This window comes from Roseburia sp. AF20-18LB (assembly GCF_003461185.1).
Taxonomy (GTDB): Bacteria; Bacillota; Clostridia; order Lachnospirales; family Lachnospiraceae; genus Roseburia_C; species Roseburia_C amylophila.
On record NZ_QTWP01000001.1, the window covers coordinates 68,492 to 94,431 of the forward strand.

The 25,940-nt window shown below is 39.7% G+C and carries 23 protein-coding genes, 1 other RNA gene and 1 other annotated feature; of the genes, 16 read left to right on the plus strand and 8 right to left on the minus strand.

Translation table 11 applies throughout. From position 1 onward, the window contains the following. Positions 1–70: 70 nt before the first annotated feature. The gene (gene ilvN, locus DWX65_RS00345) at positions 71–571 is read left to right on the plus strand and encodes an acetolactate synthase small subunit (protein WP_117946994.1); all 501 of its coding nucleotides are present in this window, start codon (positions 71–73) and stop codon (positions 569–571) included. Positions 572–595: 24 nt separating this feature from the next. After that, positions 596–1,618, plus strand: coding sequence for a ketol-acid reductoisomerase (gene ilvC, locus DWX65_RS00350; RefSeq protein WP_117698982.1), 1,023 nt, complete (start codon positions 596–598; stop codon positions 1,616–1,618). Positions 1,619–1,744: 126 nt separating this feature from the next. Here ilvC and DWX65_RS00355 read toward each other — a convergent pair whose 3' ends face one another. Then, on the minus strand, positions 1,745–2,647 hold the full coding sequence (locus DWX65_RS00355; protein WP_117841097.1) for a LysR family transcriptional regulator: 903 nt from the start codon (positions 2,645–2,647) through the stop codon (positions 1,745–1,747). Positions 2,648–2,778: 131 nt separating this feature from the next. Here DWX65_RS00355 and leuC point away from each other — a divergent pair, with 131 nt between their 5' ends. Together leuC and leuD are read left to right on the plus strand one after the other, a co-directional pair. After that, positions 2,779–4,038: a 3-isopropylmalate dehydratase large subunit gene (gene leuC / locus DWX65_RS00360; protein WP_022243892.1), complete on the plus strand. Its 1,260-nt coding sequence runs from the start codon at positions 2,779–2,781 to the stop codon at positions 4,036–4,038. Positions 4,039–4,050: 12 nt separating this feature from the next. Next, positions 4,051–4,539, plus strand: a complete 489-nt coding sequence (gene leuD / locus DWX65_RS00365; RefSeq protein ID WP_022243891.1) for a 3-isopropylmalate dehydratase small subunit — start codon at positions 4,051–4,053, stop codon at positions 4,537–4,539. Here the strand turns inward: leuD and DWX65_RS00370 are convergent. Then, the gene (locus DWX65_RS00370; RefSeq protein ID WP_118172543.1) at positions 4,526–5,335 is read right to left on the minus strand and encodes a hypothetical protein; all 810 of its coding nucleotides are present in this window, start codon (positions 5,333–5,335) and stop codon (positions 4,526–4,528) included. The two genes, leuD and DWX65_RS00370, sit on opposite strands and share 14 nt — an antisense overlap. Before the next feature lie 281 nt (positions 5,336–5,616). Here DWX65_RS00370 and DWX65_RS00375 point away from each other — a divergent pair, with 281 nt between their 5' ends. Both DWX65_RS00375 and thrC read left to right on the plus strand, forming a co-directional pair. Further along, a complete protein-coding gene (locus DWX65_RS00375) occupies positions 5,617–7,050 on the plus strand; it encodes a WD40/YVTN/BNR-like repeat-containing protein (RefSeq protein ID WP_118172544.1) in 1,434 nt (477 codons plus the stop codon). A gap of 72 nt (positions 7,051–7,122) precedes the next feature. Then, positions 7,123–8,613, plus strand: coding sequence for a threonine synthase (gene thrC, locus DWX65_RS00380; RefSeq protein WP_117698989.1), 1,491 nt, complete (start codon positions 7,123–7,125; stop codon positions 8,611–8,613). Between the two features lie 122 nt (positions 8,614–8,735). Here thrC and DWX65_RS00385 read toward each other — a convergent pair whose 3' ends face one another. Together DWX65_RS00385 and DWX65_RS00390 are read right to left on the minus strand one after the other, a co-directional pair. Beyond that, on the minus strand, positions 8,736–9,617 hold the full coding sequence (locus DWX65_RS00385; protein WP_117698986.1) for a chemotaxis protein CheX: 882 nt from the start codon (positions 9,615–9,617) through the stop codon (positions 8,736–8,738). Between the two features lie 2 nt (positions 9,618–9,619). Beyond that, the gene (locus DWX65_RS00390) at positions 9,620–9,997 is read right to left on the minus strand and encodes a response regulator (protein WP_117698987.1); all 378 of its coding nucleotides are present in this window, start codon (positions 9,995–9,997) and stop codon (positions 9,620–9,622) included. Between the two features lie 216 nt (positions 9,998–10,213). Here DWX65_RS00390 and DWX65_RS00395 point away from each other — a divergent pair, with 216 nt between their 5' ends. Further along, a complete protein-coding gene (locus tag DWX65_RS00395) occupies positions 10,214–10,558 on the plus strand; it encodes a hypothetical protein (RefSeq protein WP_117946991.1) in 345 nt (114 codons plus the stop codon). A 126-nt stretch (positions 10,559–10,684) separates the two neighbouring features. On the opposite strand, the gene DWX65_RS00400 is transcribed toward DWX65_RS00395, so the two are convergent. After that, positions 10,685–12,046 carry a citrate/2-methylcitrate synthase gene (locus DWX65_RS00400; protein WP_117946990.1) on the minus strand — a complete coding sequence of 454 codons (1,362 nt, stop codon included), beginning with the start codon at positions 12,044–12,046 and terminating at the stop codon, positions 10,685–10,687. Positions 12,047–12,266: 220 nt separating this feature from the next. On the opposite strand from DWX65_RS00400, the gene deoC reads away from it, so the two are divergent. The 9 genes from deoC to DWX65_RS00445 all read left to right on the plus strand — a co-directional run bounded on the left by deoC (position 12,267) and on the right by DWX65_RS00445 (position 22,278). Further along, positions 12,267–12,911, plus strand: a complete 645-nt coding sequence (deoC, locus tag DWX65_RS00405) for a deoxyribose-phosphate aldolase (protein ID WP_117946989.1) — start codon at positions 12,267–12,269, stop codon at positions 12,909–12,911. Between the two features lie 80 nt (positions 12,912–12,991). Continuing rightward, complete coding sequence (locus DWX65_RS00410) at positions 12,992–13,399, plus strand: cytidine deaminase (RefSeq protein WP_117946988.1); 408 nt, start codon at positions 12,992–12,994, stop codon at positions 13,397–13,399. An 83-nt stretch (positions 13,400–13,482) separates the two neighbouring features. After that, positions 13,483–13,662: non-coding RNA, 6S RNA (ssrS, locus tag DWX65_RS00415), on the plus strand. 182 nt (positions 13,663–13,844) lie between these two features. Continuing rightward, the gene (locus tag DWX65_RS00420) at positions 13,845–16,073 is read left to right on the plus strand and encodes a SpoIID/LytB domain-containing protein (RefSeq protein WP_158564672.1); all 2,229 of its coding nucleotides are present in this window, start codon (positions 13,845–13,847) and stop codon (positions 16,071–16,073) included. Positions 16,074–16,075: 2 nt separating this feature from the next. Continuing rightward, entirely contained in the window at positions 16,076–16,930 is an 855-nt protein-coding gene (locus DWX65_RS00425; RefSeq protein ID WP_117698998.1) for a YihY/virulence factor BrkB family protein, read from the plus strand. Between the two features lie 47 nt (positions 16,931–16,977). Further along, positions 16,978–17,194 (plus strand) — a binding site (T-box leader). A gap of 99 nt (positions 17,195–17,293) precedes the next feature. Further along, the gene (gene pheS / locus DWX65_RS00430; RefSeq protein WP_117698997.1) at positions 17,294–18,313 is read left to right on the plus strand and encodes a phenylalanine--tRNA ligase subunit alpha; all 1,020 of its coding nucleotides are present in this window, start codon (positions 17,294–17,296) and stop codon (positions 18,311–18,313) included. An 82-nt stretch (positions 18,314–18,395) separates the two neighbouring features. After that, positions 18,396–20,819 carry a phenylalanine--tRNA ligase subunit beta gene (gene pheT, locus DWX65_RS00435; RefSeq protein WP_118172546.1) on the plus strand — a complete coding sequence of 808 codons (2,424 nt, stop codon included), beginning with the start codon at positions 18,396–18,398 and terminating at the stop codon, positions 20,817–20,819. Positions 20,820–20,836: 17 nt separating this feature from the next. After that, positions 20,837–21,862, plus strand: coding sequence for a tRNA preQ1(34) S-adenosylmethionine ribosyltransferase-isomerase QueA (gene queA / locus DWX65_RS00440; protein ID WP_118172547.1), 1,026 nt, complete (start codon positions 20,837–20,839; stop codon positions 21,860–21,862). Between the two features lie 74 nt (positions 21,863–21,936). Continuing rightward, positions 21,937–22,278: a PilZ domain-containing protein gene (locus DWX65_RS00445; RefSeq protein ID WP_022243876.1), complete on the plus strand. Its 342-nt coding sequence runs from the start codon at positions 21,937–21,939 to the stop codon at positions 22,276–22,278. A gap of 148 nt (positions 22,279–22,426) precedes the next feature. Here DWX65_RS00445 and aroA read toward each other — a convergent pair whose 3' ends face one another. Genes aroA through aroF form a run of 3 tightly spaced genes read right to left on the minus strand, consistent with a single transcriptional unit; the run spans position 22,427 to position 25,873 of the window. Further along, positions 22,427–23,704, minus strand: coding sequence for a 3-phosphoshikimate 1-carboxyvinyltransferase (aroA, locus tag DWX65_RS00450; protein WP_118172548.1), 1,278 nt, complete (start codon positions 23,702–23,704; stop codon positions 22,427–22,429). 53 nt (positions 23,705–23,757) lie between these two features. Beyond that, the gene (locus tag DWX65_RS00455) at positions 23,758–24,855 is read right to left on the minus strand and encodes a prephenate dehydrogenase (protein WP_118172549.1); all 1,098 of its coding nucleotides are present in this window, start codon (positions 24,853–24,855) and stop codon (positions 23,758–23,760) included. A 1-nt stretch (position 24,856) separates the two neighbouring features. Further along, positions 24,857–25,873, minus strand: coding sequence for a 3-deoxy-7-phosphoheptulonate synthase (gene aroF / locus DWX65_RS00460; RefSeq protein ID WP_022243873.1), 1,017 nt, complete (start codon positions 25,871–25,873; stop codon positions 24,857–24,859). Positions 25,874–25,940 lie beyond the last annotated feature (67 nt).

Here is a 25,940-nt window from a genome sequence, read left to right on the forward strand (position 1 = left end):
AGTATTGACAAACAGAACTGATATGCTAGAATAACTGTAATGTGAATGAAAGAAAAAGGATGGTTTTCACATGAGAAAACAGGCATTATCTATTTTAGTAGAGAATACCTCAGGCGTATTAAGTCATATCTCAGGACTTTTCAGCCGGAGAGGATATAACATTGATAGTTTTTCATCTGGTGTAACTGCAGATCCAAGATATACCAGAATAACTATAGTAGCAAGTGGTGACGAGCAGATTTTAGAGCAGATTGAAAAGCAGCTTGCAAAGCTTGAAGATGTACGGGATATTAAAAAATTAGAACCGGGTACATCAGTGACCAGAGAACTGATTCTGGTTAAGATTAAAGCGAAGGATACAGAGCGTCAGGCAATCTTAAGCGTTACCAATATTTTCCATGGCAAGGTGGTTGATGTCACTAACGATTCCATGGTAATTGAACTGACAGGGCATCAGGATAAATTAGATGCATTTATGGATCTGTTACAGGGCTATGAGATATTAGAGCTCGCTAGAACCGGTATCACAGGTTTGACCAGAGGGTCTGCCGATGTTACATATTTAGATTAATCATTAAAACAGGAGGCTGAAAAAATGGCAGCAAAAATTTATTATCAGGAAGATTGTAACCTTTCCTTACTGGATGGTAAGAAAATCGCCATCATTGGTTACGGTAGCCAGGGACATGCACATGCATTAAATTTAAAGGAATCAGGCTGTGATGTCATTATTGGACTTTACAATGGTAGCAAATCCTGGGCAAAAGCAGAAAAACAGGGATTCAAAGTATATACAGCAGCAGAAGCTGCAAAACAGGCTGATATTATTATGATTCTTATCAATGACGAGTTACAGGCAGATATGTATAAGAACGATATTGAGCCAAACCTTGAGCCAGGAAACATGTTAATGTTCGCTCACGGATTTAACATTCATTTCGGATGTATCAAACCTCCAAAGGATGTTGACGTAACAATGATCGCTCCTAAGGCACCAGGACATACTGTACGTTCTGAGTATCAGGCTGGAAAAGGAACTCCTTGTCTGGTAGCAGTAGAGCAGGATGCAACCGGTAAAGCACTTGACCTGGCATTAGCATATGGTCTTGGAATTGGTGGAGCAAGAGCAGGACTTCTTGAGACAACCTTCCGTACAGAGACAGAGACAGACCTCTTCGGTGAGCAGGCAGTTCTTTGTGGCGGTGTTTGTGCGCTTATGCAGGCTGGTTTCGAAACACTTTGCGAAGCTGGTTATGACCCAAGAAATGCATACTTCGAGTGTATCCATGAGATGAAACTGATTGTTGACTTAATCTACCAGTCAGGATTCGCTGGAATGAGATATTCTATCTCTAACACTGCTGAGTATGGTGATTATATCACAGGACCTAAGATTGTTACTGCTGAGACAAAGAAAGCAATGAAACAGATTTTAACAGATATTCAGGATGGTACTTTTGCAAAAGAATTCTTACTTGATATGTCACCAGCAGGACGCCAGGTACACTTCAAAGCTATGAGAAAGCTTGCTTCTGAGCATCCATCAGAGAAAGTCGGCGAAGAAATTCGTAAGCTGTATAGCTGGAACAACGAAGAAGATAAGCTGGTTAACAACTAATCTGATACTTCAAAAAGATGATAAAAAAGCTGTCGCGATTGCGGCAGCTTTTTTTGACGCGAGAAACTCTTAAAGTATGTTTCTCATATCTGTCAGGCATTTGTAAGAAGCTGGCAGTGAGGCATCTTATTCGCCCGGATGAAAATTCTGGTAGAAATCAATAAATAATTCCAAGGATTTCGAAGGCTTTAAGGTGTTTTTATAAGCGAAGCCAATTTCACGCTTGTGAATTGGAAAACCAAGTGGAATCTCTAATAACTCTTTATTTGCAAGTTCGTTCTGGACAAATTGGCGGATGACGCAGGCAACACCCAGGTTGGTTTTTGCAAAGTCAATTAAGAGGTCCATCGTAGAGACTTCGATTAAATCTCTGGTCTCGATTTTATTTTCCTGTAAATAATCATCAATATACTGACGGGTCATGTTGTGCTTATCAAGAAGCATCAGTGTAGAATTCTGTAAGATTGCATCGGAAGAAATGCCCCTTGCATTCAATACGTTTAAGTAAGCTTCCGTTGCAACAAAAATATCTTCAATTTCAGCCACATTGCTGAAATTTAAAGTCTTCTGGTTTTCCGGCCTTGCAATCAGACCGATATCAATTTTGTTTTCTTCTAACATCTGTAAGGATTCGTTGGTAGACTGGCATACGATAGAAATATTAATATGCGGATAACGTTTTGTGAAATCCTTTAAATAAGGCAGAAGCATGTATTTGCAGAGTGTGGAGCTGACACCGATTTTTAAGTGGCCGACACCAAGCTCTAAGGAGTTCTTTAATTTATCTTCCCCTAAAGTCAGGGTTTCGAAAGCGGAACTGACATGAGTAAAAAGAAGTTCGCCTTCTTCGGTCAGCAATACGCCGCGGGAACTTCGGCGGAATAGTTCGCAGCCCAGGCTTTCCTCTAGTTTCTGTATGGATTTACTGATGGCGGGCTGGCTGATATAAAGCTCTTTGGCTGCCTTTGATATATTCTGTGTTTTTGCTACGGTATAGAAAATACGGTAACTGGATAAACTCTGCAACATTTATAGATCCCTCCGTGTTTATAACTAAAAATCATAATAAATATGTTTAATATGTATTTCCATTATACCACTAGCTGTGCTATAATAGCAACAGTATAGAAAAAATGATTTAATTTCAGGAGGAATTTCAAATGGGAATGACAATGACACAGAAGATTCTTGCGGCACATGCGGGACTTGATTCTGTTCAGGCTGGCCAGTTGATTGAAGCAGATTTAGACTTGGTATTGGGAAATGATATCACTTCACCGGTGGCTATCCATGAGATAGAGAAAATGAAAGTAGACGGAGTGTTCCATAAGGATAAAATCGCACTGGTTATGGACCACTTTGTACCAAATAAAGACATCAAATCTGCACAGCATTGTAAATGCGTCAGAGAGTTTGCATGCAAAAACGAAATCACCAACTACTTTGATGTAGGAGAAATGGGTATCGAACATGCACTTCTTCCGGAAAAAGGACTGACTGTTGCAGGAGATGTTATTATCGGAGCAGATTCACATACCTGTACATATGGAGCATTGGGAGCATTTTCCACCGGTGTTGGAAGTACTGATATGGCGGCAGGAATGGCAACCGGAAAAGCATGGTTTAAAGTACCATCCGCGATTAAATTCAACATCACAGGAAAACCAGCACCATGGATTAGCGGTAAAGATGTTATTTTACATATCATCGGAATGATTGGTGTGGATGGAGCATTATATAAGTCTATGGAATTCGTAGGTGATGGTATCCGGTATCTTTCCATGGATGACCGTTTTACCATTGCAAATATGGCAATTGAAGCCGGCGGAAAGAACGGAATCTTCCCGGTAGACGAGAAAGCAGAAGCATATATGAAAGAGCATTCCAAGCGCCCTTATAAAGTATATGAAGCAGATGAGGATGCTGTATATGATGAGGAGTATACCATTGACCTTAGTACACTTCGCCCAACTGTAGCATTTCCACATCTTCCGGAAAATACAAAGACCATTGATGAAGTAGGCGACATTACTATTGATCAGGTAGTAATCGGTTCCTGTACGAATGGAAGATTAGATGACCTTAAGATTGCAGCTTCTATCCTGAAAGGAAAGAAAGTAAAGAAAGGTTTACGTGTCATCGTAATTCCTGCAACCCAGCAGATTTATCTGGATGCTATGGAAGCCGGATATATCAGAACCTTTATTGAAGCAGGTGCTATTGTCAGCACACCGACCTGCGGACCTTGTCTTGGTGGCTATATGGGAATCCTTGCTGAGAATGAAAGATGCGTATCTACAACCAACCGTAACTTTGTGGGACGTATGGGACATGTGGATTCGGAAATTTATCTGGCAAGTCCGGCAGTTGCAGCAGCAAGTGCAATTACAGGAAAGATTTCCAGCCCGGAAGAAGTATAGGAGGATTAGAACATGAAAGCAGCAGAAGGAAAAGTATTTAAATTCGGTGACAACGTAGACACGGATGTTATTATACCGGCAAGATATCTGAATTCTTCCGACCCTAAGGAACTTGCCTTACATTGTATGGAAGATATTGATAAGGAATTTGTAAATAAAGTATCTGCAGGAGATATTATTGTAGCGGAGAAGAACTTTGGATGCGGTTCATCCAGAGAGCATGCACCAATTGCAATTAAAGCCGCTGGTGTAAGCTGCGTCATAGCAGAAACTTTTGCACGTATTTTCTATCGTAATGCAATCAATATCGGACTTCCGATTATTGAATGTAAGGAAGCAGCTTTGGAAATCAAAGCAGGAGATGAGGTAGAGGTAAATTTTGATACTGGTGTCATTACCGACAAGACCACTGGAAAGAGTTTCCAGGGTCAGGCATTCCCACCATTTATGCAGAAGATTATCGATTGCGAGGGACTCGTAAATTACATCAATCAGAAATAGCAGAAAGTGTAGAAAGATAATTGATATATTTTGGAGAGATTTTAAGATTAGTATAAATTTCTGCATATTCTCTAGCGGATAGCTCTGTAATATAGTTTTCTTCAAAATTCTTATGAATACCGGCTGCCTTTGCCAGATCAACAGCTTTGTTGTAGGCAATGGCAGCTTTTTCTTCGGAAGAATAAGTGCCAATGGAATAATTGCCATTGATATGGATAAAAGCCTGATAACGGAGGAGTCCGTTGTGTTCTGTTTGGGCAACTCCACGGTAGCGGTTAATGACAATAATATTGGCGTAGCTGTAATCGAAGGGGTTACCATTGGCGAAAGTGTAATCTGCATCCAGTACCGCATGATTACGGACTCCATAGCGGGAGAGAATCCCGGTCTGCATGCCGTATTCATTTACAAAAAGCCGGCCACCACGCTGCATAATCTTGTGGCTGGAATAAAAGAATAAATCATCAATATCAAATTTATATTCCATCTGTGGTGCGAGAAAATAGAGAAAATAATTCTGCTTCAGATAAATCGGATTCTTGATATAGACGCCATTGTCACGGAAATTTAAAAGTGTAATGGCTTTGGCAAAATCTAAAAGTTTAATATATGCGGTATAATTTTCCAGTGTGATTTCAGACTCAGAAAGTAGAGAAGTCCCCTCTTTATAGGCAAGATGGGCTTCTTCTTCCGTTGGAAAGCTTCCAAGACTGATATGTTTTCTTTTATAGGTAAGACTGGAACGGTAGTAGATGGTCCCATCTTTTGTTTTGGCTGAAAAAGCACCGGAAAGCATGGTAAATCCTCACATTCTAAAATTCTTAGTTACAAATCATCTGTAAGAAGCTGCCGGTGGCGAGTTCTTACGGTAAGTATCACTTTGAGTATAACATTTTTAGGAAAGCATGAAAACAGGAAAATATCTTAAGAAAATATCAAACTTTTAAAATAAAAAATATGCTATGATATCAATGTATATTGAAAATTGTAAGGATATAAAAATTCGTAGAAATATCAGGAATATTTGGAAGCATTATTGGAACAGTGGTATGATTGCAGGTGGAAAGGAGCAATTCGTTGAATCGGGAAAATTCAAGAAAGAAATATCAATTAAAAAACTGGCTAAAAGCAGGGATGATTCTGTTGCTGGTATGTCTTGGAGGGTTATATTTTTTCAAGACATCCGACCGGTTTCAAAAAAGTGATGAAGTAAAGATAACATTAAAGCATGATAATTTTTTTGATGACAGTGTGGCAGGGATATTGGAGGATCTGGATAATGAAATCGGGCTTCCTAAGAAAATTTATCTGGTGAACCATTTTAATGTGACTTTCTATGCTACCGGAGAAATTGCTGCAATAGATACGTTTTTCTATGGTGAGGATGAGAATGGAGAAACCAGAACCTATCTTGTGGACTATAACCGGAAGAAAAGCAGCAAAATGACAGTTTACATCAATAATTATGCCAAGACAGATTATGAAGAAGATATGTGCCTGACACCGCTATTTGAACTATTGGGAAATATAAAGGTGAAAGAACGTGTAGATAGCTGGGCAGAAGAAACAAAGAGCCATACCTTTGGAATAAGTTATTCTGGGAAAAGAGCCTTTTCCAGTGCAGATAGCCTACAGGTGATAAATGCAGAAAATGCAGATATAGATGAAAATGAAGATATAGATGAAAATGAAGATATAGATGGAAATGCAGATACAAATGAAAATTCAATTTTAAGCCAGTTGGAATATGGCGGAGAAGTTACAGGTTTTGCAGTTACATTTTCTACTGGTGGCGAAGAAAATACAGGTGAAATTATAACTTATATCATAAATCCAAAATATACCAGTGCTGCAGTGTTAGCCCAGCAAAACCGGCAGGAGCAGATTGATGAAGCAAAAAACGGTGCTGGAAATGACACAACGGATAACAACGGGAATGCAGACACCAATGCCGTAGCCGGCAATGATGGCAATGATGAGGAAGAGAGCGGAAATGGCACTCCGTGGACGGAAAACAGGGAAGATGGAAGCGTATACTTTTTCCTGGACAGCAATACCGGTTATCGTCTGTTGGTGGCGGATGCAGCTGCCGGCAGCCGTTTTTATGAGCTTGAAATGACAAAGGATGGCGGGCAGAGCTGGAATCAGCAAAATGCAGATCCGTTTGATGGAAATATTGGTGTGGCAGAAGGAATAGAATTCTATAATGAAAATCTGGGCGTTATCGGATTGGCTGGAGCGTCAGGTGATTATTCCACACTTTATCTGACACAGGATGGCGGGAAAACATTTTCCATGATTGAACTTTCCATGGATGAAGTGACAGAACTTCCGGACACGGCAGCAGAGTATGGATTTTCCATATCAGACTATGATTATTGCAAGATGCCACAGCAGAAAGATGGAAAACTTATAATAAAAGTAATATCTGCTATGGGTGAAAACGATGGAATTCTTTTTGAATCCATAGATAGTGGGAATACATGGAATTATTCTGGGATAAGTTATTGACAGTAAACTGCAGGTTCTTATATAATGAAAGACAGAACAAATTTTATGCAGAGAGCAAAAGAGGGACAAAAAATGGATTTGATTTACACAAGTACAAGAAACTCAGATGAAAAGGCAACAGCTTCACAGGCAATTTTAAAGGGTCTTGCAGGAGACGGTGGTTTATTTGTGCCGGATTCATTACCAAAGCTTGACGTTGATATGGATACCCTGTCAAAAATGAGCTATCAGGAGACTGCTTACGAGGTAATGAAGCTTTTCTTAACAGACTTTACAGAAGAAGAATTAAAGCATTGTATCAATAGTGCATATGATTCTAAATTTGATACAGAAGAGATTGCTCCGTTAGTAGATGCAGACGGTGCATATTATCTGGAGCTTTTTCATGGAGCTACGATAGCATTTAAGGATATGGCATTATCCATTCTGCCTTACCTTATGACAACTGCTGCAAAGAAAAACCATGTAAAGAATGAAATTGTTATTTTAACAGCAACTTCTGGTGATACCGGAAAAGCTGCTTTAGCAGGATTTGCAGACGTTCCTGGTACTAAGATTATTGTATTCTATCCAAAGAATGGTGTCAGCCCGATTCAGGAGAAGCAGATGGTTACCCAGAAAGGGGCAAATACACATGTAGTTGGTATTCATGGTAACTTTGACCAGGCACAGACCGGCGTTAAGAAAATGTTTTCTGATAAAGAACTGGCAGAGTTGATGGACAAAGCCGGATATCAGTTTTCCTCTGCTAACTCCATTAATATCGGCCGTCTTGTTCCTCAGATTGTTTATTATGTATATGCATATGCAAAATTATATGAAAATGGTGCAATTGCAAAAGATGAAAAGATTAATGTTGTAGTTCCAACCGGTAACTTCGGAAATATCTTAGCAGCTTTCTATGCAAAGAACTTAGGTCTTCCGATTGCAAAATTAATCTGTGCTTCCAATGAGAACAAAGTATTATTTGACTTCTTCTCAACCGGAACCTATGACAGAAACCGTGAATTTGTACTAACTTCTTCTCCATCCATGGATATCCTGATTTCCAGCAACTTAGAGCGTCTGATTTATCGTATTGCCGGAAATGATGCAGAGAAAAATGCTGAATTCATGCGTGCATTAACAGAAGAGGGCAGATATATGATTACCGATGAGATGCGTGCCCAGCTTGCTGACTTCTATGGCAATTACACCACAGAGGAAGAAACAGCAGAAGTAATCCGTGACCTCTATGAGAAGACCGGCTATGTGATTGATACACATACTGCTGTAGCAACCGGTGTATACCATAAATATGTAAAAGAGACCGGTGATAATACCAAGACTGTTATTGCATCAACAGCAAGCCCGTTCAAGTTTACCAGAAGCGTAATGGATGCCATTGATAAAGAAAAATATGATTCCATGACTGATTTTGAACTGGTAGATGAGTTAAGCAAGATTGCAAATGTAACAGTTCCACAGGCAATTGAAGACATCCGCAGTGCAGAAGTACTTCATAAGACAGAATGCGATGTAGAAGATATGCCTAAGACGGTAAAAGCATTTTTAAATATCTAAATGCTTATGTAAAACATAGAGAATCTGCTACCGGCAGTTTCTTATGGATACAAGGTAACAAAACCCTGTCAGAGAAATCTGACAGGGTTTCGTTTATGTAAATAAAATGTAAAGGTTTAAGATTAGATTTCCATTAGGAAGTGAATGGTTCCAAATGGGAAAATAATTGGAAATACATAAATCTTAGTGGCATTTGTAAGCGTTTCTTCCTCATGAACTTCCGGAGGACATAAGTTTAATTCCAGGGAAAATTCATTAGACATATTTACATTAAATAATCCATTGTGAAGATTTAAGAAATCTTCGATAGAAGCTTTTACATACTCATCGAATTCATGGAATTCTTCTTTGGCATAACGGGATGCAAAAGCAATTGCAACAGATTTACTCATGTCTACACCAGAATTGAAAGAAAGTAAACCTTCATCTTTCTGGGTAACACAATAGTTGGTCATATACTCGGATTTCATCAGTGGATTTAATGGTGTAAAATCCTTTCCGATGAAACGAACGATATCATTAAAGAGAAGATTAAGGTATGCAACAATCTTTCCTGACATATCAGAATTATCAAAATGGAAGAATTTATGAATCAGCTTTTCAACCATATCATTCTGTTCGTTAGCAACATTTAAATCATCAATTTCATTACTTGCCTGATATTCTGCAAGTAATTCCTCAAACTGACTGTTGGTAAGCAGTCCGTCTTCAATCAAAATCTGACCTAAAAGCAGGTAGTCTGGTTTCTGCGAGGAGAGTAATTTGTCAACCTGTTCCTTTGTAAGATATCCGCCTTCGATTGCAATTTCACCAAATTTCTTGTCTTCATGGGTCTGACGGCATACAATAGCGTCAACCTGGGAAGCATTTAATAATCCGGCATGAATTGCCAGAGTACCTAATTTCAGATAGGAAGAGGACTGCCTCTCTAATGCATCTACCAGTTTATCCGCAGGAACAGCACTTTTGCTTAAAAGAAAATTACCAAAAAACTGTGTATACATAATTATCTCCCTTCAAAATAATTCTTCAGTACCCGCTCAATCTGTTCAACATTCAACGGTTTCTGGATAAAGTCCTTTGCACCGGCTTCAATTGCATTCTTTAACTGAGCCTGTGTACCAACAGAAGATACGATAATAATAACCGCTTTCGGGTCAGATTCTCTAATTTCTTTTACAGCGGCAATACCATCTTTTACAGGCATAACAATATCAAGAAAAACGATATCAGGTTTATCGGATTTGAATTTGTCAATTGCTTCCTGACCATTTGCTGCCTCAACAAAAGTTGTACCACCATACTGCGCAATAATGTCTTTTAACTGTTTTCTTGCAAGAATGGAGTCATCTCCAATCAGGATTTTTGCTTCGTCTAATTTCATATATAATCCCTCCAAATACAACTAGAATAATTAGAACATATTAATATACTACAATAGTTGACCAAAAGTTTCAATGGCTTTTTCGATAAAATTCGTGGTTTTGCATAAAAAACAAATAAGAATAGAAGGTTATATGATAAATATGTTCACATAGCAATGTAAAGTGTGGTAAGATAAATCAGAGTCAGGAAAAAAGAGTAAAAGAGGTTACATATTATGAAAGTAAACTGGAATTTAGTAGTAGATGTTGTAGTAGCACTGGTAGGTATCTATGTTCTTATGAATGGCATATGGATGAAAAGTACCGGAAAGACAAGCAGCCTTCTGGCAACGCCGGAGGAATTAAAGAAATGTAAACATCCGGAGAAGATAAGAGAAGAAGTAACACCGAAAATGCTTCTTTGCGGAGCACTGGCATTAGTATATGGCATTGTGACGGCATTGGGTGAGACCATCTTTAAACTGCCGATTATTATTAAATCAGGAATCCTTCTGCTGCTGGTGTTATCTTGTCTGTTTTTGGTCAGTACATTAAAGAATGCCAGAGAGAAGTATTTATAAAAAATATTTACTTATAATAATTTACAAAAAACTGTAGTTTATATCTGGAAAAGATACCGGATAAGAACTACAGTTTTTTGTGTCTAAGCATTCCGTAAGAAGCTGCAGGTGGCAGAAGCTTGCGGTTTAACGTTTGTCAATCGGAACATATTCTTTGCGTTCACCGATGTTACGATATGCAGGACGCATAATTTTTCCGTTCTGGGAAAGCTCCTCTAAGCGGTGGGCACTCCAGCCGGCAATTCTTGCAATTGCAAAAATTGGTGTATAGAGTTCTAACGGAAGGTCAAGCATATGATAAACAAATCCGCTGAAGAAGTCTACGTTTGGACTTACACCTTTATAGATTTTACGCTCTTTGGCGATGATTTCCGGTGCAAGACGTTCTACTAAAGAGTAGAGTGCAAATTCTTTTTCATATCCCTTTTCCTGGGAAAGCTTTTCCACAAAACCGCGGAAGATGACTGCTCTTGGGTCGGAAAGAGAATATACTGCATGACCCATTCCATAGATAAGACCGGCATGGTCAAAAGCTTTTTTATGAAGAAGTGCAGTAAGATATTTACCTACTTCGTCTTCGTCTGTCCAGTCTTTTACAGTGCGTTTCATATCTTCAAACATCTGAACTACTTTGATATTGGCACCACCATGTTTCGGCCCCTTCAGGGAACCAAGGGATGCTGCAATAACAGAATAAGTATCGGTTCCGGAAGAAGATACCAGATGGGTAGTAAAGGTAGAGTTATTTCCACCACCATGCTCCATATGTAAGATTAATGCGATATCTAAAAGCTTTGCCTCTAATGGGGTATATTTACTGTCTGGCCGCAGAATATGAAGAATTGTTTCTGCAGTAGATAATTCCGGCTGTGGGGTATGAATATAAAGGCTGGCACCATCATGATAATGGCGGTAAGCCTGATAACCATATACAGAAAGCAGTGGGAATAAGCTGATAAGCTGCAAACACTGTCTCAATACATTAGGAAGTGAAATATCATCGGCACGGTCATCATAGGAATAAAGTGTAAGCACACTTCGTGCCAGTGTATTCATCATATCTTTGCTTGGAGCTTTCATAATAATATCACGTACAAAGCTGGTTGGAAGTGTACGGTATTCGGAAAGCAGTCCACAGAAGTTTTTCAACTGTTCTTTGGTTGGAAGCTCACCAAACATCAGAAGATAAGCACATTCCTCAAATCCAAAATGGCTGTCCGGTGCAATTCCTTTTACTAAATCTTTTACATTATAGCCACGGTAATAAAGTTCGCCCTCAGATGGAATGTATTCTCCATTTACCAGCTTGGTAGAGCATACATCAGAAATGTGTGTAAGTCCTACCAGAACACCCTTTCCATTTAAATCACGAAGACCACGGTTAACATTATATTTCGTATATAATTCAGAAGGAATGATGGATGATGCGGAGCATTTATTCGCAAGTTCCATTATTTCCGGTGTGATTTCATAAAAACGTCCTGTCATATTGTTCCTCCTCTTTTAATTATTTTAATATGTTATCATATTTCGGTTGTAGAAAACAAGAAAAAAGCGTAAATTTTAAAGAAAGTTTAAAATTGTTTTCTAAAAAATTTAGAATTATAGGAAGATAGTACTAATGTAAAAATGTTCTCTGATAAAACGTTTTTTGCTGGATAAATTACAGAATATATATTACAATTAAAAAAAATACCGGAGGTACAAAATGGAAAAAGAAGAATTATATCGTTATGTGGATCATACTGCGTTAAAAGCCTTTACCACATGGAAGGACATAGAAAAATTATGTGAAGAAGCAATAAAATACCATACCGCATCGGTTTGTATCCCAAGTTGTTACATCAGCCGGGTAAAAGAAACTTACGGCGATAAAATCAAAATCTGTACCGTAGTAGGATTTCCGTTAGGATATGCGAACACTGAAGGAAAGCTGGCAGAGACAAAGAAAGCATTGGAAGACGGCGCAGACGAAATTGATATGGTAATTAATATCTGCGATGTAAAGAATGGGGCATATCATAAAGTAGAAGAGGAAATCCGTCTTTTAAAAGAGGTAACAGGAGGTAGGATCTTAAAGGTTATTATCGAAACCTGTTATCTTACAAAAGAAGAAAAGATTGCCATGTGCCATGCGGTAACCAATGCCGGAGCAGATTTTATCAAGACATCTACCGGATTTGGAACGGCAGGTGCTACCATGGAAGATGTATTATTAATGAAAGAACACATTGGAGCAGAGGTTAAGATTAAGGCGGCCGGAGGAATCCGTACCAAAGAAGATATGGAAAATTATATTAAGGCAGGCTGTTCACGGCTTGGCACAAGTTCTGCCGTTGATATTCTGGGATAGCAGATATTAAGAGCAATGAAGAATGATAAGATAATGAAAAAAATTTGTAAAACAGAAATAATTTAGAAAAGGTGAGTGTCATGGAGACGGACAAAAGACAATTATTAGAAGCGGCAAAAGAAGCCAAAAAATATTCCTATGCACCGTATTCCAATTTTCATGTAGGTGCAGCCCTTTATTGTAAGGATGGCAGTATCTATACCGGATGTAATATTGAAAATGCAGCCTTTACGCCCACGAACTGTGCGGAGCGAACAGCTGTCTTTAAGGCAGTATCCGAAGGGAAAAAAGAATTTTTAGCTATTGCTGTAGTGGGAGACAGGGAAGAACCGCTTACACCTTGCGGTGTCTGCCGGCAGGTGCTGACAGAATTTGTAGATGGAAGCACATTTGAGGTAATTATGGAAGATGGAGCTGGCGGTATCAAAGTTATGAAATTAGAAGAGCTTTTTCCGGCATCCTTTTCACCGAAAGATCTGCAATCATAAATTGTTCCACAATTTGACAGGAATTTTACATTGAAAAGCAACACATATTAGAGTATAATAACAATTACAAAAAGCAAATAGTTTTATGCCTGGGATGTTCGACACGCCTGTTATTTTGAACCTACATTTACTTTAAACGGGATTCCAATATCTCCAATAGGATGTCAGGCCTCCGTTTGCAGTGGAAGGCAGAGTATTGGTTGAGGTTACCCACCTAGCTTTGCTAGGAGTCAAAATACAGGAAACGGCATTTTGGGTATATTTGCTAAAGATAAGGTATGAATAGACGAAAGAATCTTTGTGTACAAAAGAATCATAAGGTACGGAAGATAAACATATAGTATACCAAAGAAGCATGTTTACAAAAGAACCGAAAATACAAAAGAGAAAAAAGAAGCTGCTGAAAAGCAGCTTCTTTTCTGCAACAGGCAATAAAGGAGTTATTATGCGAAAAGTGAAAAGTAAAAAAAGTAATTATCTGTTGCTGTTTTGTGGAGCACTTCTGGTTCTTATACTGGTGGTTCTGATAACGGATACAAAAGGGGAGAAAAATGGATATTCCGAACAATGTGTTTATCGGAATGAGATTCCCTCCCTGCTGCAGTTTACTTATTATTCCAAGGACGAATGGGCTGAGAAACTGCCGCAACAGGGAACACTTACCTATGATGATGTAAGTGGCATTCTGGAATTGCTTCATTTAAAAGAATATATTCCTTTGGATGATTCGAAAAAAAACATTGACCGGGCAGCCTGGTTTGCTATATATGATGAAATTTTAAGTTATCTTGATACCGATACGTCTGTCTTAAAAAAGGACATTCTTGTATTGAAAAAAGAAAAAAAGCAGCTTACCACACAGGATGGCATTTATGCCATTACATCCAATCTAAAGTGGTATCAGAAGCTTCACAGTTATGGTGTTTATCTGTTAGAGGATAAAGTAATCGGGGTCGCCGCAAAGGATAAAGAAGATGTGGCATTGAAAAATGCCTATCTCATTTCAAATATAGAAGGAAATCTTACATTTCTTTATCAGGGAACAGAATACCAGCTGCCGGTTGATACCGATGAAGAATTATCAAATGTCGTAGCAGATATTTTTTTCAGTGAAAAAGAGATACATAAAATCAGCCGGAAGGAAGATACCATTACCGGAAAGCTGATATCAAAAACAGATACCGCAATGGAGATTAAGGGATATGGACAAGTTGCGATAGATGAAGCCATGAAAATATATGCAACTTATGATGGAATCCGGGAAGTCTCCATGGATGCGCTGATGCTGGAAAATATGGAAATTACATTTGTAGTGGCAGAAAAACAGATCTGCGCCATTCTTTTGACAGAGCCTGCTAAAATAGAAAACATCCGTGTTTTGTTATTAGACAATGATAATATGTTCCGTTCTGATGTATCATTGGTATCGGATGTGCCGGTGCATCTTTATTATGGAGAAACGGAAACTGTATTAGAAGCAGGAAGCGTGATTACAGCATCCTGTTATGCCAATATACTGACAACATCGTCTGTTTCATTAGTCGCAGAGGATGGCACATCGCCATTCTATTTTACTGACAATCAGGGCAATCGCATATCTCCGGCTTATGCAGGCAGCATGGAGCTTCGTATGTATCCGGAAGGATATACCGTGGTAAATGTAGTGGATTTAGAATCCTATGTAAAGGGCGTTATCCCAAGTGAGGTTCCATCTTCTTATGGAATGGAAGCCTTAAAAGCACAGGCTGTCTGTGCCAGAAGCTATGCTTATATCCAGATGATGCACAATAAATATGAAGCTTATGGAGCACATGTAGATGACAGTGTGAATTTTCAGGTGTATAATAAGCAGAATCAGACACCGGAAACGGTAGCTGCGGTAGATGAGACGAAAGGTCAGGTACTTTCTTATAAAGGTGATATTATAGAGACTTATTATTATTCCACATCCTATGGCCATACCGGAGATTACGAAGCCTGGAATCTTGATAAAGATGCTTATGGTTATTTGCAGGGCGTCTGGGTGCGCAGTGAAGAAAATCCTATTGATTTATCGGATGAAAAAAGCTTCTTGGATTATATCAGTAACGTAGACAGTGCCTGCTATGAATCGGATTTGAAATATTTCCGTTGGAATACTGTGCTTGATTTCCAGGGAAAAGATGAGACATTGCTTCATACGATAGCCGATAGAAAAGAGCACCAGCCAGAGGCAATTAGTTATTATAAAGATACATCTAAGACGGAAACAACAGACAGTTGCAGCAACTTTGGCTCATTGCAGGCAATAAAGGTGGTAAAACGCAATCAGAGTGGTGTTATTTTAGAACTGGAACTTGATTTCCAGAATGGTGCAGTCAGCGTACAGTCTGAATATAATATGCGTGCAATTTTGGGTTGTGGTATTACGAATATTAACCTTTTGGATGGAAGCAGTGTGGAAATGAGTATTCTGCCCAGTGCTTATATCAGTATACAGGAAAAAGGGGATGGAACTTATGCAGTCCTTGGCGGTGGTTACGGTCATGGCATTGGCATGAGCCAGAATGGGGCACAAAAGCTTTGCGGGCAGGGCTTTGATTATAAAAGGATATTAAATTATTTTTATCAGGATACAGAATTGACTGAGTTATATCAGCCACAAAATACGACGAAGGAAGAAGGGAGTGCATAAGTTTGCTCTGGAAACTGATTGGAAATGTAAAATCATTTTTAGATAAATGTAAACGGGATAATATCAATGCATTTGCAGCACAGGCAGCATTTTTTATCCTCTTATCCAGTATCCCGTTTCTTATGGTGTTCAGTTCCCTTTTGCAGTACACGCCGGTAACGGAAGGGATGATTTTACAGATTGTAAATGAAACAATGCCTGAATATATTGCGCCGTTTCTGGTAAATATTATCAATGAAGTCTATACCAAATCCTTTGGAATCGTATCGATTGCAGCCATTGCAGCAGTGTGGTCGGCAGCCAAGGGTGTGCAGTATATGGCAAATGGGTTGAATGTGGTAAATGATATTGTGGAGACCAGAAACTGGTTTGTTCTCCGTTTCTGGGCGATTATTTATACCGTTGTATTTGTCATTGCTATTGTAATCTCGCTGGTATTACTGGTATTTGGCAAATCATTAGAACATCTTCTGGTGAAGCATATTCCGATAATGACACATATTGTAAGCCTCATATTTGAACGTGGAAGCCTTATTATGATACTGGTGTTAGTCATTCTCTTTGTAGTGATTTTTACATTGATACCAAACCGTAAGGCAACCTTTCGTTCCCAGCTTCCGGGTGCAGTACTTTGTGCCATTGCCTGGTGTGTGTTTTCTGCCGGATTATCTATCTATGTGAATTATTTTAATGGATTTTCCATGTATGGAAGCCTGACTACATTGGTATTAATTATGTTGTGGATGTATTTTTGCATGTATATCCTGATGTTATGTGCGGAATTCAATGTGGTATTCGACGAATATATTGCAGGATTCATACAGCAGAAGAAGGAGCGGAAACGGGATAAAAAATAACTTGAAGTTTTAGAAACCCTGTGGTATTATAACATTTAGTGAAAAAGTAAAAGGCAATGAAAGTGTTCAGTAGGTTATTGTACTTTTTAAAGAGAGAGGAAATCATCGGCTGAAAGTTTCCTTAAGGTAAGGCAGTAATTGAATTTCGCACGGAAGCTGCACAGGTGAATGTTAGTAGTCTGTGACGTGATACGCGTTAAGTATTTATAAGTGTCTAATGATTTAGAAATCAGGGTGGTACCGCGGAGTAATTTCGTCCCTATGGGAAGAAAATGCTTCGCGTTTTTTACGTGAAAAATTCGCAAAGCGTATTTCTCGTAGTTTATTTATGAATGAAATAAAATGACAGAAGGAGATATTATTATGAAAGAAAAGCTGCAGAAAATCAGGGAAGAGGCAATTCATCAGATTGAATCATCCGGCGAACTTGGCAAACTGAATGATGTCAGAGTTGCATTTCTCGGAAAGAAAGGTGAACTCACCGCAGTATTAAAAGGAATGAAGGATGTTGCACCGGAGGACAGACCTCTGGTAGGACAGCTGGTAAACGAGACCAGGGAAGCTATTGAAAAGAAATTAGATGAGACAAAGCAGAAATTAGAAGCTGCCCAGATGGAACTGAAATTAAAACATGAAGTAATTGATGTTACACTTCCGGCTAAAAAGAACCGTGTCGGCCATCGTCATCCGAATACCATTGCATTGGAAGAAGTAGAGCGTATCTTTACCGGTATGGGCTATGAAGTAGTGGAAGGACCGGAAGTAGAATATGATTATTATAATTTTGAAGCGTTAAATATTCCTGCAAATCATCCAGCAAAAGACGAGCAGGATACGTTCTATATTAATGATAAAATCGTGCTTCGTACCCAGACTTCACCGGTACAGGTCCGTGTCATGGAAAAAGGCAAGCTTCCAATCCGTATGATTGCACCGGGAAGAGTATTCCGTGCAGATGAAGTAGATGCAACCCATTCACCATCTTTCCACCAGATTGAGGGAATGGTAATCGATAAGAATATTACATTTGCAGATTTAAAGGGAACGCTGCAGGAGTTTGCAGCCCGTCTGTTCGGACCGGAAACTAAAGTAAAATTCCGTCCGCATCACTTCCCATTTACAGAGCCAAGTGCAGAGATGGATGTCACCTGCTTTAAATGTGGCGGTAAAGGATGCCGTTTCTGTAAGGGAGAGGGATGGATTGAAATCTTAGGCTGTGGAATGGTTCATCCGAAGGTGCTTCGTATGAGCGGTATTGATCCGGAAGAATATTCAGGATTTGCATTCGGAGTTGGTCTTGAGCGTATTGCTTTATTGAAATATGAAATTGATGATATGCGTCTCTTATATGAGAATGATGACCGTTTCTTAAGACAGTTTTAATGAACAGGGAAGTTGAAGGGACATGCTTCCTGTAGTCGGAAAGAAAAGAACACAGTAGAGAGTTGATAGAAGGAGAAACAATATGAATACATCATTAAAATGGATAGAAGCTTTGGTTCCGGGACTTAATGTAGATGCACAGGAATATACCGATGCAATGATTCTGTCCGGTTCAAAAGTAGAATTTTACAAGAAAATGGATGCCGATTTAGAGAAAATCGTCGTTGGACAGATTAAGAAAATCGAGCCGCATCCGGATGCTGATAAATTAATTATCTGTCAGGTAGATGTGGGAACAGGTGAGGACGTACAGATTGTAACCGGTGCTCCGAATGTAAAAGAAGGAGATAAAGTTCCGGTTGTATTAGATGGCGGACGTGTTGCCGGTGGACATGATGGAAAGATGACAGAAGGCGGCATCAAAATAAAAAAAGGGAAATTAAGAGGAATTGAGTCCAATGGAATGATGTGCTCCATTGAAGAACTTGGTTCTACCCGTGATATGTATCCGGAAGCTCCGGAATATGGTATCTACATCTTCGCAGAGGATGAGGTAAAACCGGGTGATGATGCAATTAAAGCATTAGGCCTTGACGATACTATTGTGGAATATGAGATTACAAACAACCGTGTAGACTGTTTCTCAATCCTTGGAATTGCCAGAGAAGCAGCAGCAACCTTTAAGAAAGAATTTGTACCGCCGGTTGTAACTGAGACCGGAAATGATGAGGATGTCAATGACTATATTAAAGTAAATGTAGTAGACAAAGAATTATGTCCTCGTTATACCGCCCGTGTGGTAAAGAATATTAAGATTGCTCCATCACCAAAGTGGATGCAGCGCAGACTTGCAGCCCAGGGAATCCGTCCAATCAATAATATTGTGGACATTACCAACTATGTTATGGAAGAATACGGACAGCCGATGCATGCATATGACTGGGATACCATCGAGGGAAAAGAGATTGTTGTAAGACGTGCCGGAAAAGGCGAATTATTTACAACTTTGGATGGTCAGGAGCGTACTTTGGATGAAAACGTTCTGATGATTTGTGATGGCAGGAAAGCAATCGGTATTGCAGGTATTATGGGTGGCGAGAATTCCATGATTACAGACAATGTAAAAACCATGCTTTTTGAAGCTGCATGCTTCGATGGAACCAATATCCGCCTTTCCGGTAAGAAAATCGGGCTTCGTACCGATGCGTCTTCCAAATTTGAAAAAGGTCTGGATCCGAACCTTGCTATGGAAGCTATGAACAGAGCCTGCCAGTTAATCGAAGAATTAGGTGCCGGTGAAGTAGTTGGCGGAGCCATTGATATTTACGAGAATAAGAAAGAGGGCAGACGGATTCCTTTTGAACCGGAGAAATACAATAAATTATTAGGAACCAATATTAAGCCGGAAGAAATGCTTTCCTATTTTAAACGTCTGGAATTAGGTTATGATAAAGAAACCAATGAAGTATTAGTTCCATCCTGGAGACAGGACTTAGAGTGTGATGCAGACCTTGCAGAAGAGGTAGCAAGATTCTTTGGTTATGCAAACATTCCAACAACCCTGCCAAGCGGAGAAGCTACTACCGGAATGTTATCCTATAAATTAAGAATCGAAGCAATTGCAAGAGAAATTGCAGAGTTCTGCGGTTTTTCACAGGGCATGAATTACTCCTTCGAAAGCCCGAAGGTATTTGATAAATTATTACTTCCGGAAGATTCACCATTACGCCAGACCGTAACAATTTCCAATCCTTTGGGAGAAGATTTCAGTATTATGCGTACCACATCCTTAAATGGAATGCTGACATCTTTATCAACCAACTACAACAGAAGAAATAAAGATGTACGTCTCTATGAATTAGGCAACATTTATCTGCCAAAGAGTGTACCGGTAACGGAACTTCCAGACGAGAGAATGCAGTTTACCCTTGGTATGTATGGTGAAGGTGATTTCTTTACCATGAAGGGCGTGGTAGAAGAATTCTTCTATAAAGTTGGAATGACGATGAAAGCTGAATATGATCCGAAGTCCGGAAGACCTTATCTGCATCCGGGCCGTCAGGCAAACATTGTATATGATGGTAAAGTAGTTGGTTACTTAGGAGAGGTTCATCCGATTGTAGCGGCTAATTACAATATCAAAGACAGAGTATACGTTGCAGTGATTGATATGCCATCTATTATGGATGAAACAACCTTTGACCGTAAATACGAAGGTATTGCCAAATTCCCGGCAGCAACCCGTGATATCAGTATGGTTGTTCCAAAAGAGATTCTTGCAGGAGATATCGAAAAAGTATTCGACAGCAAGGGTGGCGCTTACTTAGAAAGCTACACACTGTTCGATATTTATGAAGGAGCCCAGATTAAACCGGGTTATAAATCTATTGCTTATTCACTGACCTTCCGTGCAAAGGATAAGAACTTAGAGGAAGCAGATTTAAGCGGAGCAATGAACCGCATTGTAAAAGCATTAGAAGCAATGAAGATTGAACTGAGAGCTTAGAAATAGAGGAAAGAAACATGGATGTAAAAGATTTTGATTACGATTTACCGGAGGAACTGATTGCGCAGGATCCTCTGGAGGATCGTTCCAGTTCCAGACTCATGGTCTTAGATAAGAAAACAGGAGATATTGAACATAAAATATTCCGTGATGTAGTAGATTATCTGCAGCCGGGAGACTGTCTTGTGTTAAATAATACCAAGGTAATTCCGGCAAGACTGTTTGGAGTCAAAGAGGGAACGGAAGCCAAAATAGAGATTCTTCTTTTAAAGAGAAAAGAAAATGATATCTGGGAAACACTGGTAAAACCGGGAAAGAAATGTAAGCCTGGTGTTAAGATTTCTTTTGGAGAGGGACTTTTGACTGGAGAAGTCTTAGAGGTCGTAGAAGATGGTAACCGGCTGATTCAGTTTCACTATGATGGAATCTTTGAAGAAATTTTAGACCAGCTTGGTCAGATGCCATTGCCGCCTTATATTACCCATCAGTTAAAGGATAAGAACCGTTATCAGACAGTATATGCCAAATATGATGGTTCTGCCGCTGCCCCAACAGCGGGACTTCATTTTACACCGGAATTATTACAGCAGATTCGTGATATGGGCATAGATATAGCAGAAGTTACCCTTCATGTGGGACTTGGCACTTTCCGTCCGGTAAAAGTAGATACCATCGAAGAGCACCATATGCATTCGGAATTCTACCGGATCGAACAGTCGGAAGCCGATAAAATCAATCGTGCCAAAGCAAATGGCCACCGGGTAATTGCCGTGGGAACCACCAGTACAAGAACTTTAGAGTCTGCAGCAGAAGAAGATGGCACCTTACGGGAAAAGAGCGGATGGACGGATATCTTTATCTATCCGGGCTATAAGTTTAAAGTTATAGATGCTCTGATTACGAATTTCCACCTGCCACAGTCTACCCTTGTGATGTTGGTGTCTGCTCTTGCAGGCAGGGAACATATTCTGGCTGCCTATAAGAAAGCAGTAGAAGAAAAATACCGTTTCTTTAGTTTTGGGGATGCTATGCTGATAAAATAATTTCTTATTGTCAGAATTCGAAATATAGGATAAAATAATTTTATTAGCTTTAATCTTGATAGAAGGAGAGGACTATGGACGAGAGAAGAAAACATAAACGATTGGATTTAGATGTATCTGTTCAGCTGGAACGTTTGGATCAGGATGATATTACTACTTTAAAATTTATTCATGTGGTAGTTACCGATATTTCACGTTCCGGAATCGGATTTGTTTCTGACCAGAATTTGAAAGTTGGAACCTACTATGATACCAAGATTCAGATTTGGACGAAAGAGGTCATTGATGCGGTACTTGAGATTGTCAGATGTGACCCGAAGGGGGACGGAACCTATAAATATGGCTGTGTATTTGTTGGAATGTCAGATACCGATGCATTAAAAATTGATATTTATCAGATTTTCAATGATGTCTAAAAGAAAAACTGAGTTACAGAATAAAATGTGTTGATGAAAACCGCTTTTAACCCTTGAAAATAAAGGGCTGAAAGCGGTTTGATGTTTTCAAAACTGCCTGTAGCAGATTTGGTGCTTTTTTAAGTGGATTTATAATCTGACATATGATTTACATAGATAATTTTTCTAAATCTTTGTAGAAATCAGGGTAAGAAACCTCTGCAATTTCGGAATGCTTCAATTCGATGCCACCGTCAATATTTAACGCAGCAATGGCAAAGCTCATGGCAATCCGGTGGTCAAGTCCTGCATCTATGGCTGCGGTGTGTAAGGCCTTTCCGCCGTGAATAATCATGCCATCATCCGTTGGGGTAACATCACAGCCTAATAACTTTAAGTTTTCTGTTACCGTAAGAATACGGTCGGTTTCCTTTACCTTAAGTTCTGCAGCATCCCGGATAATAGTGATTCCTTCTGCAAAGGCTGCCATAACAGCAATCACAGGGATTTCATCGATTAAAGTCGGGATGAGTTCCCCTTCCACCACGGTACCATGAAGTGAACTGCCTTTTACCAGAAGGTCGCAGACCGGCTCACCGGATGCGGTTCTTGGATTCAGCCGTTCGATGGAGCCGCCCATTGCTTTGGCAACTTTTAAGATGCCATCTCTTGTGGGATTGACTCCAACATTGCGGATTAAGACTTCGGAACCAGGAGTAAGCAACGCTGCCGCAATAAAATAGGCTGCCGAAGAAATATCTCCAGGAACTTCCACTTTCTGTCCGTTTAAAACAGGATCCGGTGCAATGGATGCAGTTGTTCCTTCAGAGATGACTTTAGCACCGAACGAGCGAAGCATTAGTTCTGTGTGGTTGCGGGAGAGTACCGGTTCCGTTACTCTGGTTATTCCGTCGGCGTATAAGCCAGCTAAAAGAATACAGGATTTTACCTGGGCAGATGCAACCTTTGAAGTATAATCAATGGCATGTAATTCATGTCCGGTTATTTTTAAAGGAACACAGTTGTTATCCTTTAAACTTTCGATATCTGCCTGCATGAGACGAAGCGGTTCCATGATACGCTTCATGGGACGGGTGCGAAGGGAATCATCGCCATCTAACTGGCTGACAAACGGATTACCGGCTAAGATACCGGAAATCAGCCGGGTAGTAGTTCCACTGTTCCCTGCATCTAAGATATGCTGTGGAGCCTTTAGACCGTGTAATCCTTTTCCATGGACGAGTACACGGCTTTTTTCCCGTTCAATTTCAATGCCCATTTCCTGAAAGCAGGAAATCGTAGAAAGACAGTCAGCACCTTCTAAGAAATTGGTGATTTCGGTGGTGCCGTTGGAAAGAGAACCAAACATAATCGCACGATGGGAAATGGATTTGTCTCCCGGAATATTTATTTCTCCATGTAAGGCATGGGCTTTTTTGATCTGCATAATAAATCCTTTCTGGATGTATTCTGAAATATTGTCAATATTTTATCTAAATATTATCGTTCATAAACTGTATAATGATATTTGTGAAGCAGTGCAATGGCACAGTTAAGTGCTTCTTCTTCATATAATTCAATACGAAGTACACCGTTTTCAAATTCACGGTTATGGATAATTCCAATATTTTTAATACTGATATTGTTGCTGGCAAGAATCGTAGCAATGGTTGCAATTCCACCGGCTTCATCAATCAGATCACAATAACATTCAAAGACTTTACGCAATGGACCGGAAGAAGTAATGGTGATAGAATCCCGGTAATCCTTGGCATGAGAGAAGAAATCATAGATTTCCTTTTCTTTTTTTTCTGCAATCAGACTACGCATGGTATTTAATTCTTCCGTATAGCGGTCAATGAGTGTTAAAATCTGCCCCTGGTTAGAGGCACAGATATGCTGCCACATTACAGGTGAAGAGGATGCAATTCTTGTAATATCTTTAAATCCGCCTGCTGCAATCGTCTTCATCGTCTCATTCTCATCATCGGTTTCACGAATCAGATTCACAAGACTTGCTGCAATAATATGCGGCAGATGACTGATAGAAGCGGTTGCATAGTCATGGGTTTTCGCATCCATAATCATAGGAACTGAGCCTAATGATGCAATATAATCCCGGAACGCATGAAGCACTGCGGTATCAGTTTTTGCAGTCGGGGTTAAAATATAATAAGCATTTTCCAATAAATAGGCGGTTGCAGCCTGATAGCCGGTCTTTTCAGAACCTGCCATAGGATGTCCGCCAATAAAAAAGGATTCTAACTCAAGGGCTGTAATACTTTCATGAATATCCCCTTTGACACTTCCTACATCAGAAAGAATACAGCCCTTTTTCAAAAAGGGCTTTAATTCTTTTATGTATTCAATATTTTTCTGTACCGGACAGCAGAGAAAGATAATATCACAGTCGGAGAAATCTTTCATTGCAAGCAGCGTATCATTGGAAATAGTATGGTCCTCAAAAGCTGCAGTTATGGTAGAAAGATGACCGGATGTGGCAATCAGTTCTGTTTCCGGGTAAATGCGTTTTATGGTCTTAGCCATCGAACCGCCGATAAGACCAAGACCAATAAAACCGATTTTCTTAAAGTCCATGTTACATTAAGCTCCTTCCGCTTAAGGAAATATATGGTTTGATATGTTCCATAACAGAATCGAACTGTTCGAAGTTCAGAGACTGCGGACCATCGGAAAGTGCATGTGCAGGGTCATTATGTACTTCAATCATCAGACCATCGGCACCGCAGGCAATACCGGCTTTAGCAAGCGGCTCAACGAAAGAGCGGACACCGGTTGCATGGCTTGGGTCAACGATGACCGGAAGATGGGTACGTTCCTTTAAGACACATACTGCACTTAAGTCTAAGGTATTTCTGGTGGAAGTCTCAAAAGTACGGATACCACGTTCACATAATGCAACGTTTGGACTTCCGGAAGAGATAATATATTCTGCTGCATTCAGCCATTCATCAATCGTAGCAGACAGACCTCTCTTTAATAAGACAGGAAGACCGGCACGGCCAACTTCTTTTAATAATTCGAAGTTCTGCATATTTCTGGCACCGACCTGAAGCATGCTGACATATTTTACAGCAGATTCTACGGCATGTGCACTGGTTACTTCACAAATGGTTGCAAGACCTGTTTCATCAGAAGCGGTCTTCATATATTTTAAACCTTCTTCCTCAAGACCCTGGAAAGAGTATGGGGAAGTACGAGGCTTGTAAGCACCACCACGAAGAATGGTTGCTCCTGCCTTCTTGACTGCACGGGCAATGCAAAGAAGCTGTTCTTCTGTTTCGACGGCACAGGGACCAGCCATAATTGTCATGGTATCAGGACCGATTACGGTATCCTTAACCTTGAAGCTGGTTGGCTGTGGGTGGAACTTCTTATTGGCAAGCTTGTAGCTTTCGGTAATTGGAACTACCTTTTCTACTTCAGGGCTGGCTTCAATGCGCTGAATATCTAATTTGGTTTTATCGCCGACAACTCCGATAATGGTAACTTCTTCACCATGTGAAAGATGTGTTTTTAATCCTTCTTTTTCCACTGCATCTACAATTTTATCTACATCCTGTGGAAGAGCGGATGGTTTCATAACAATAATCATAATTTATAATCCTCACTTAAAAAAATGTCACCTGACCGGACTATTATAATATGAGAAGAAACGGAAT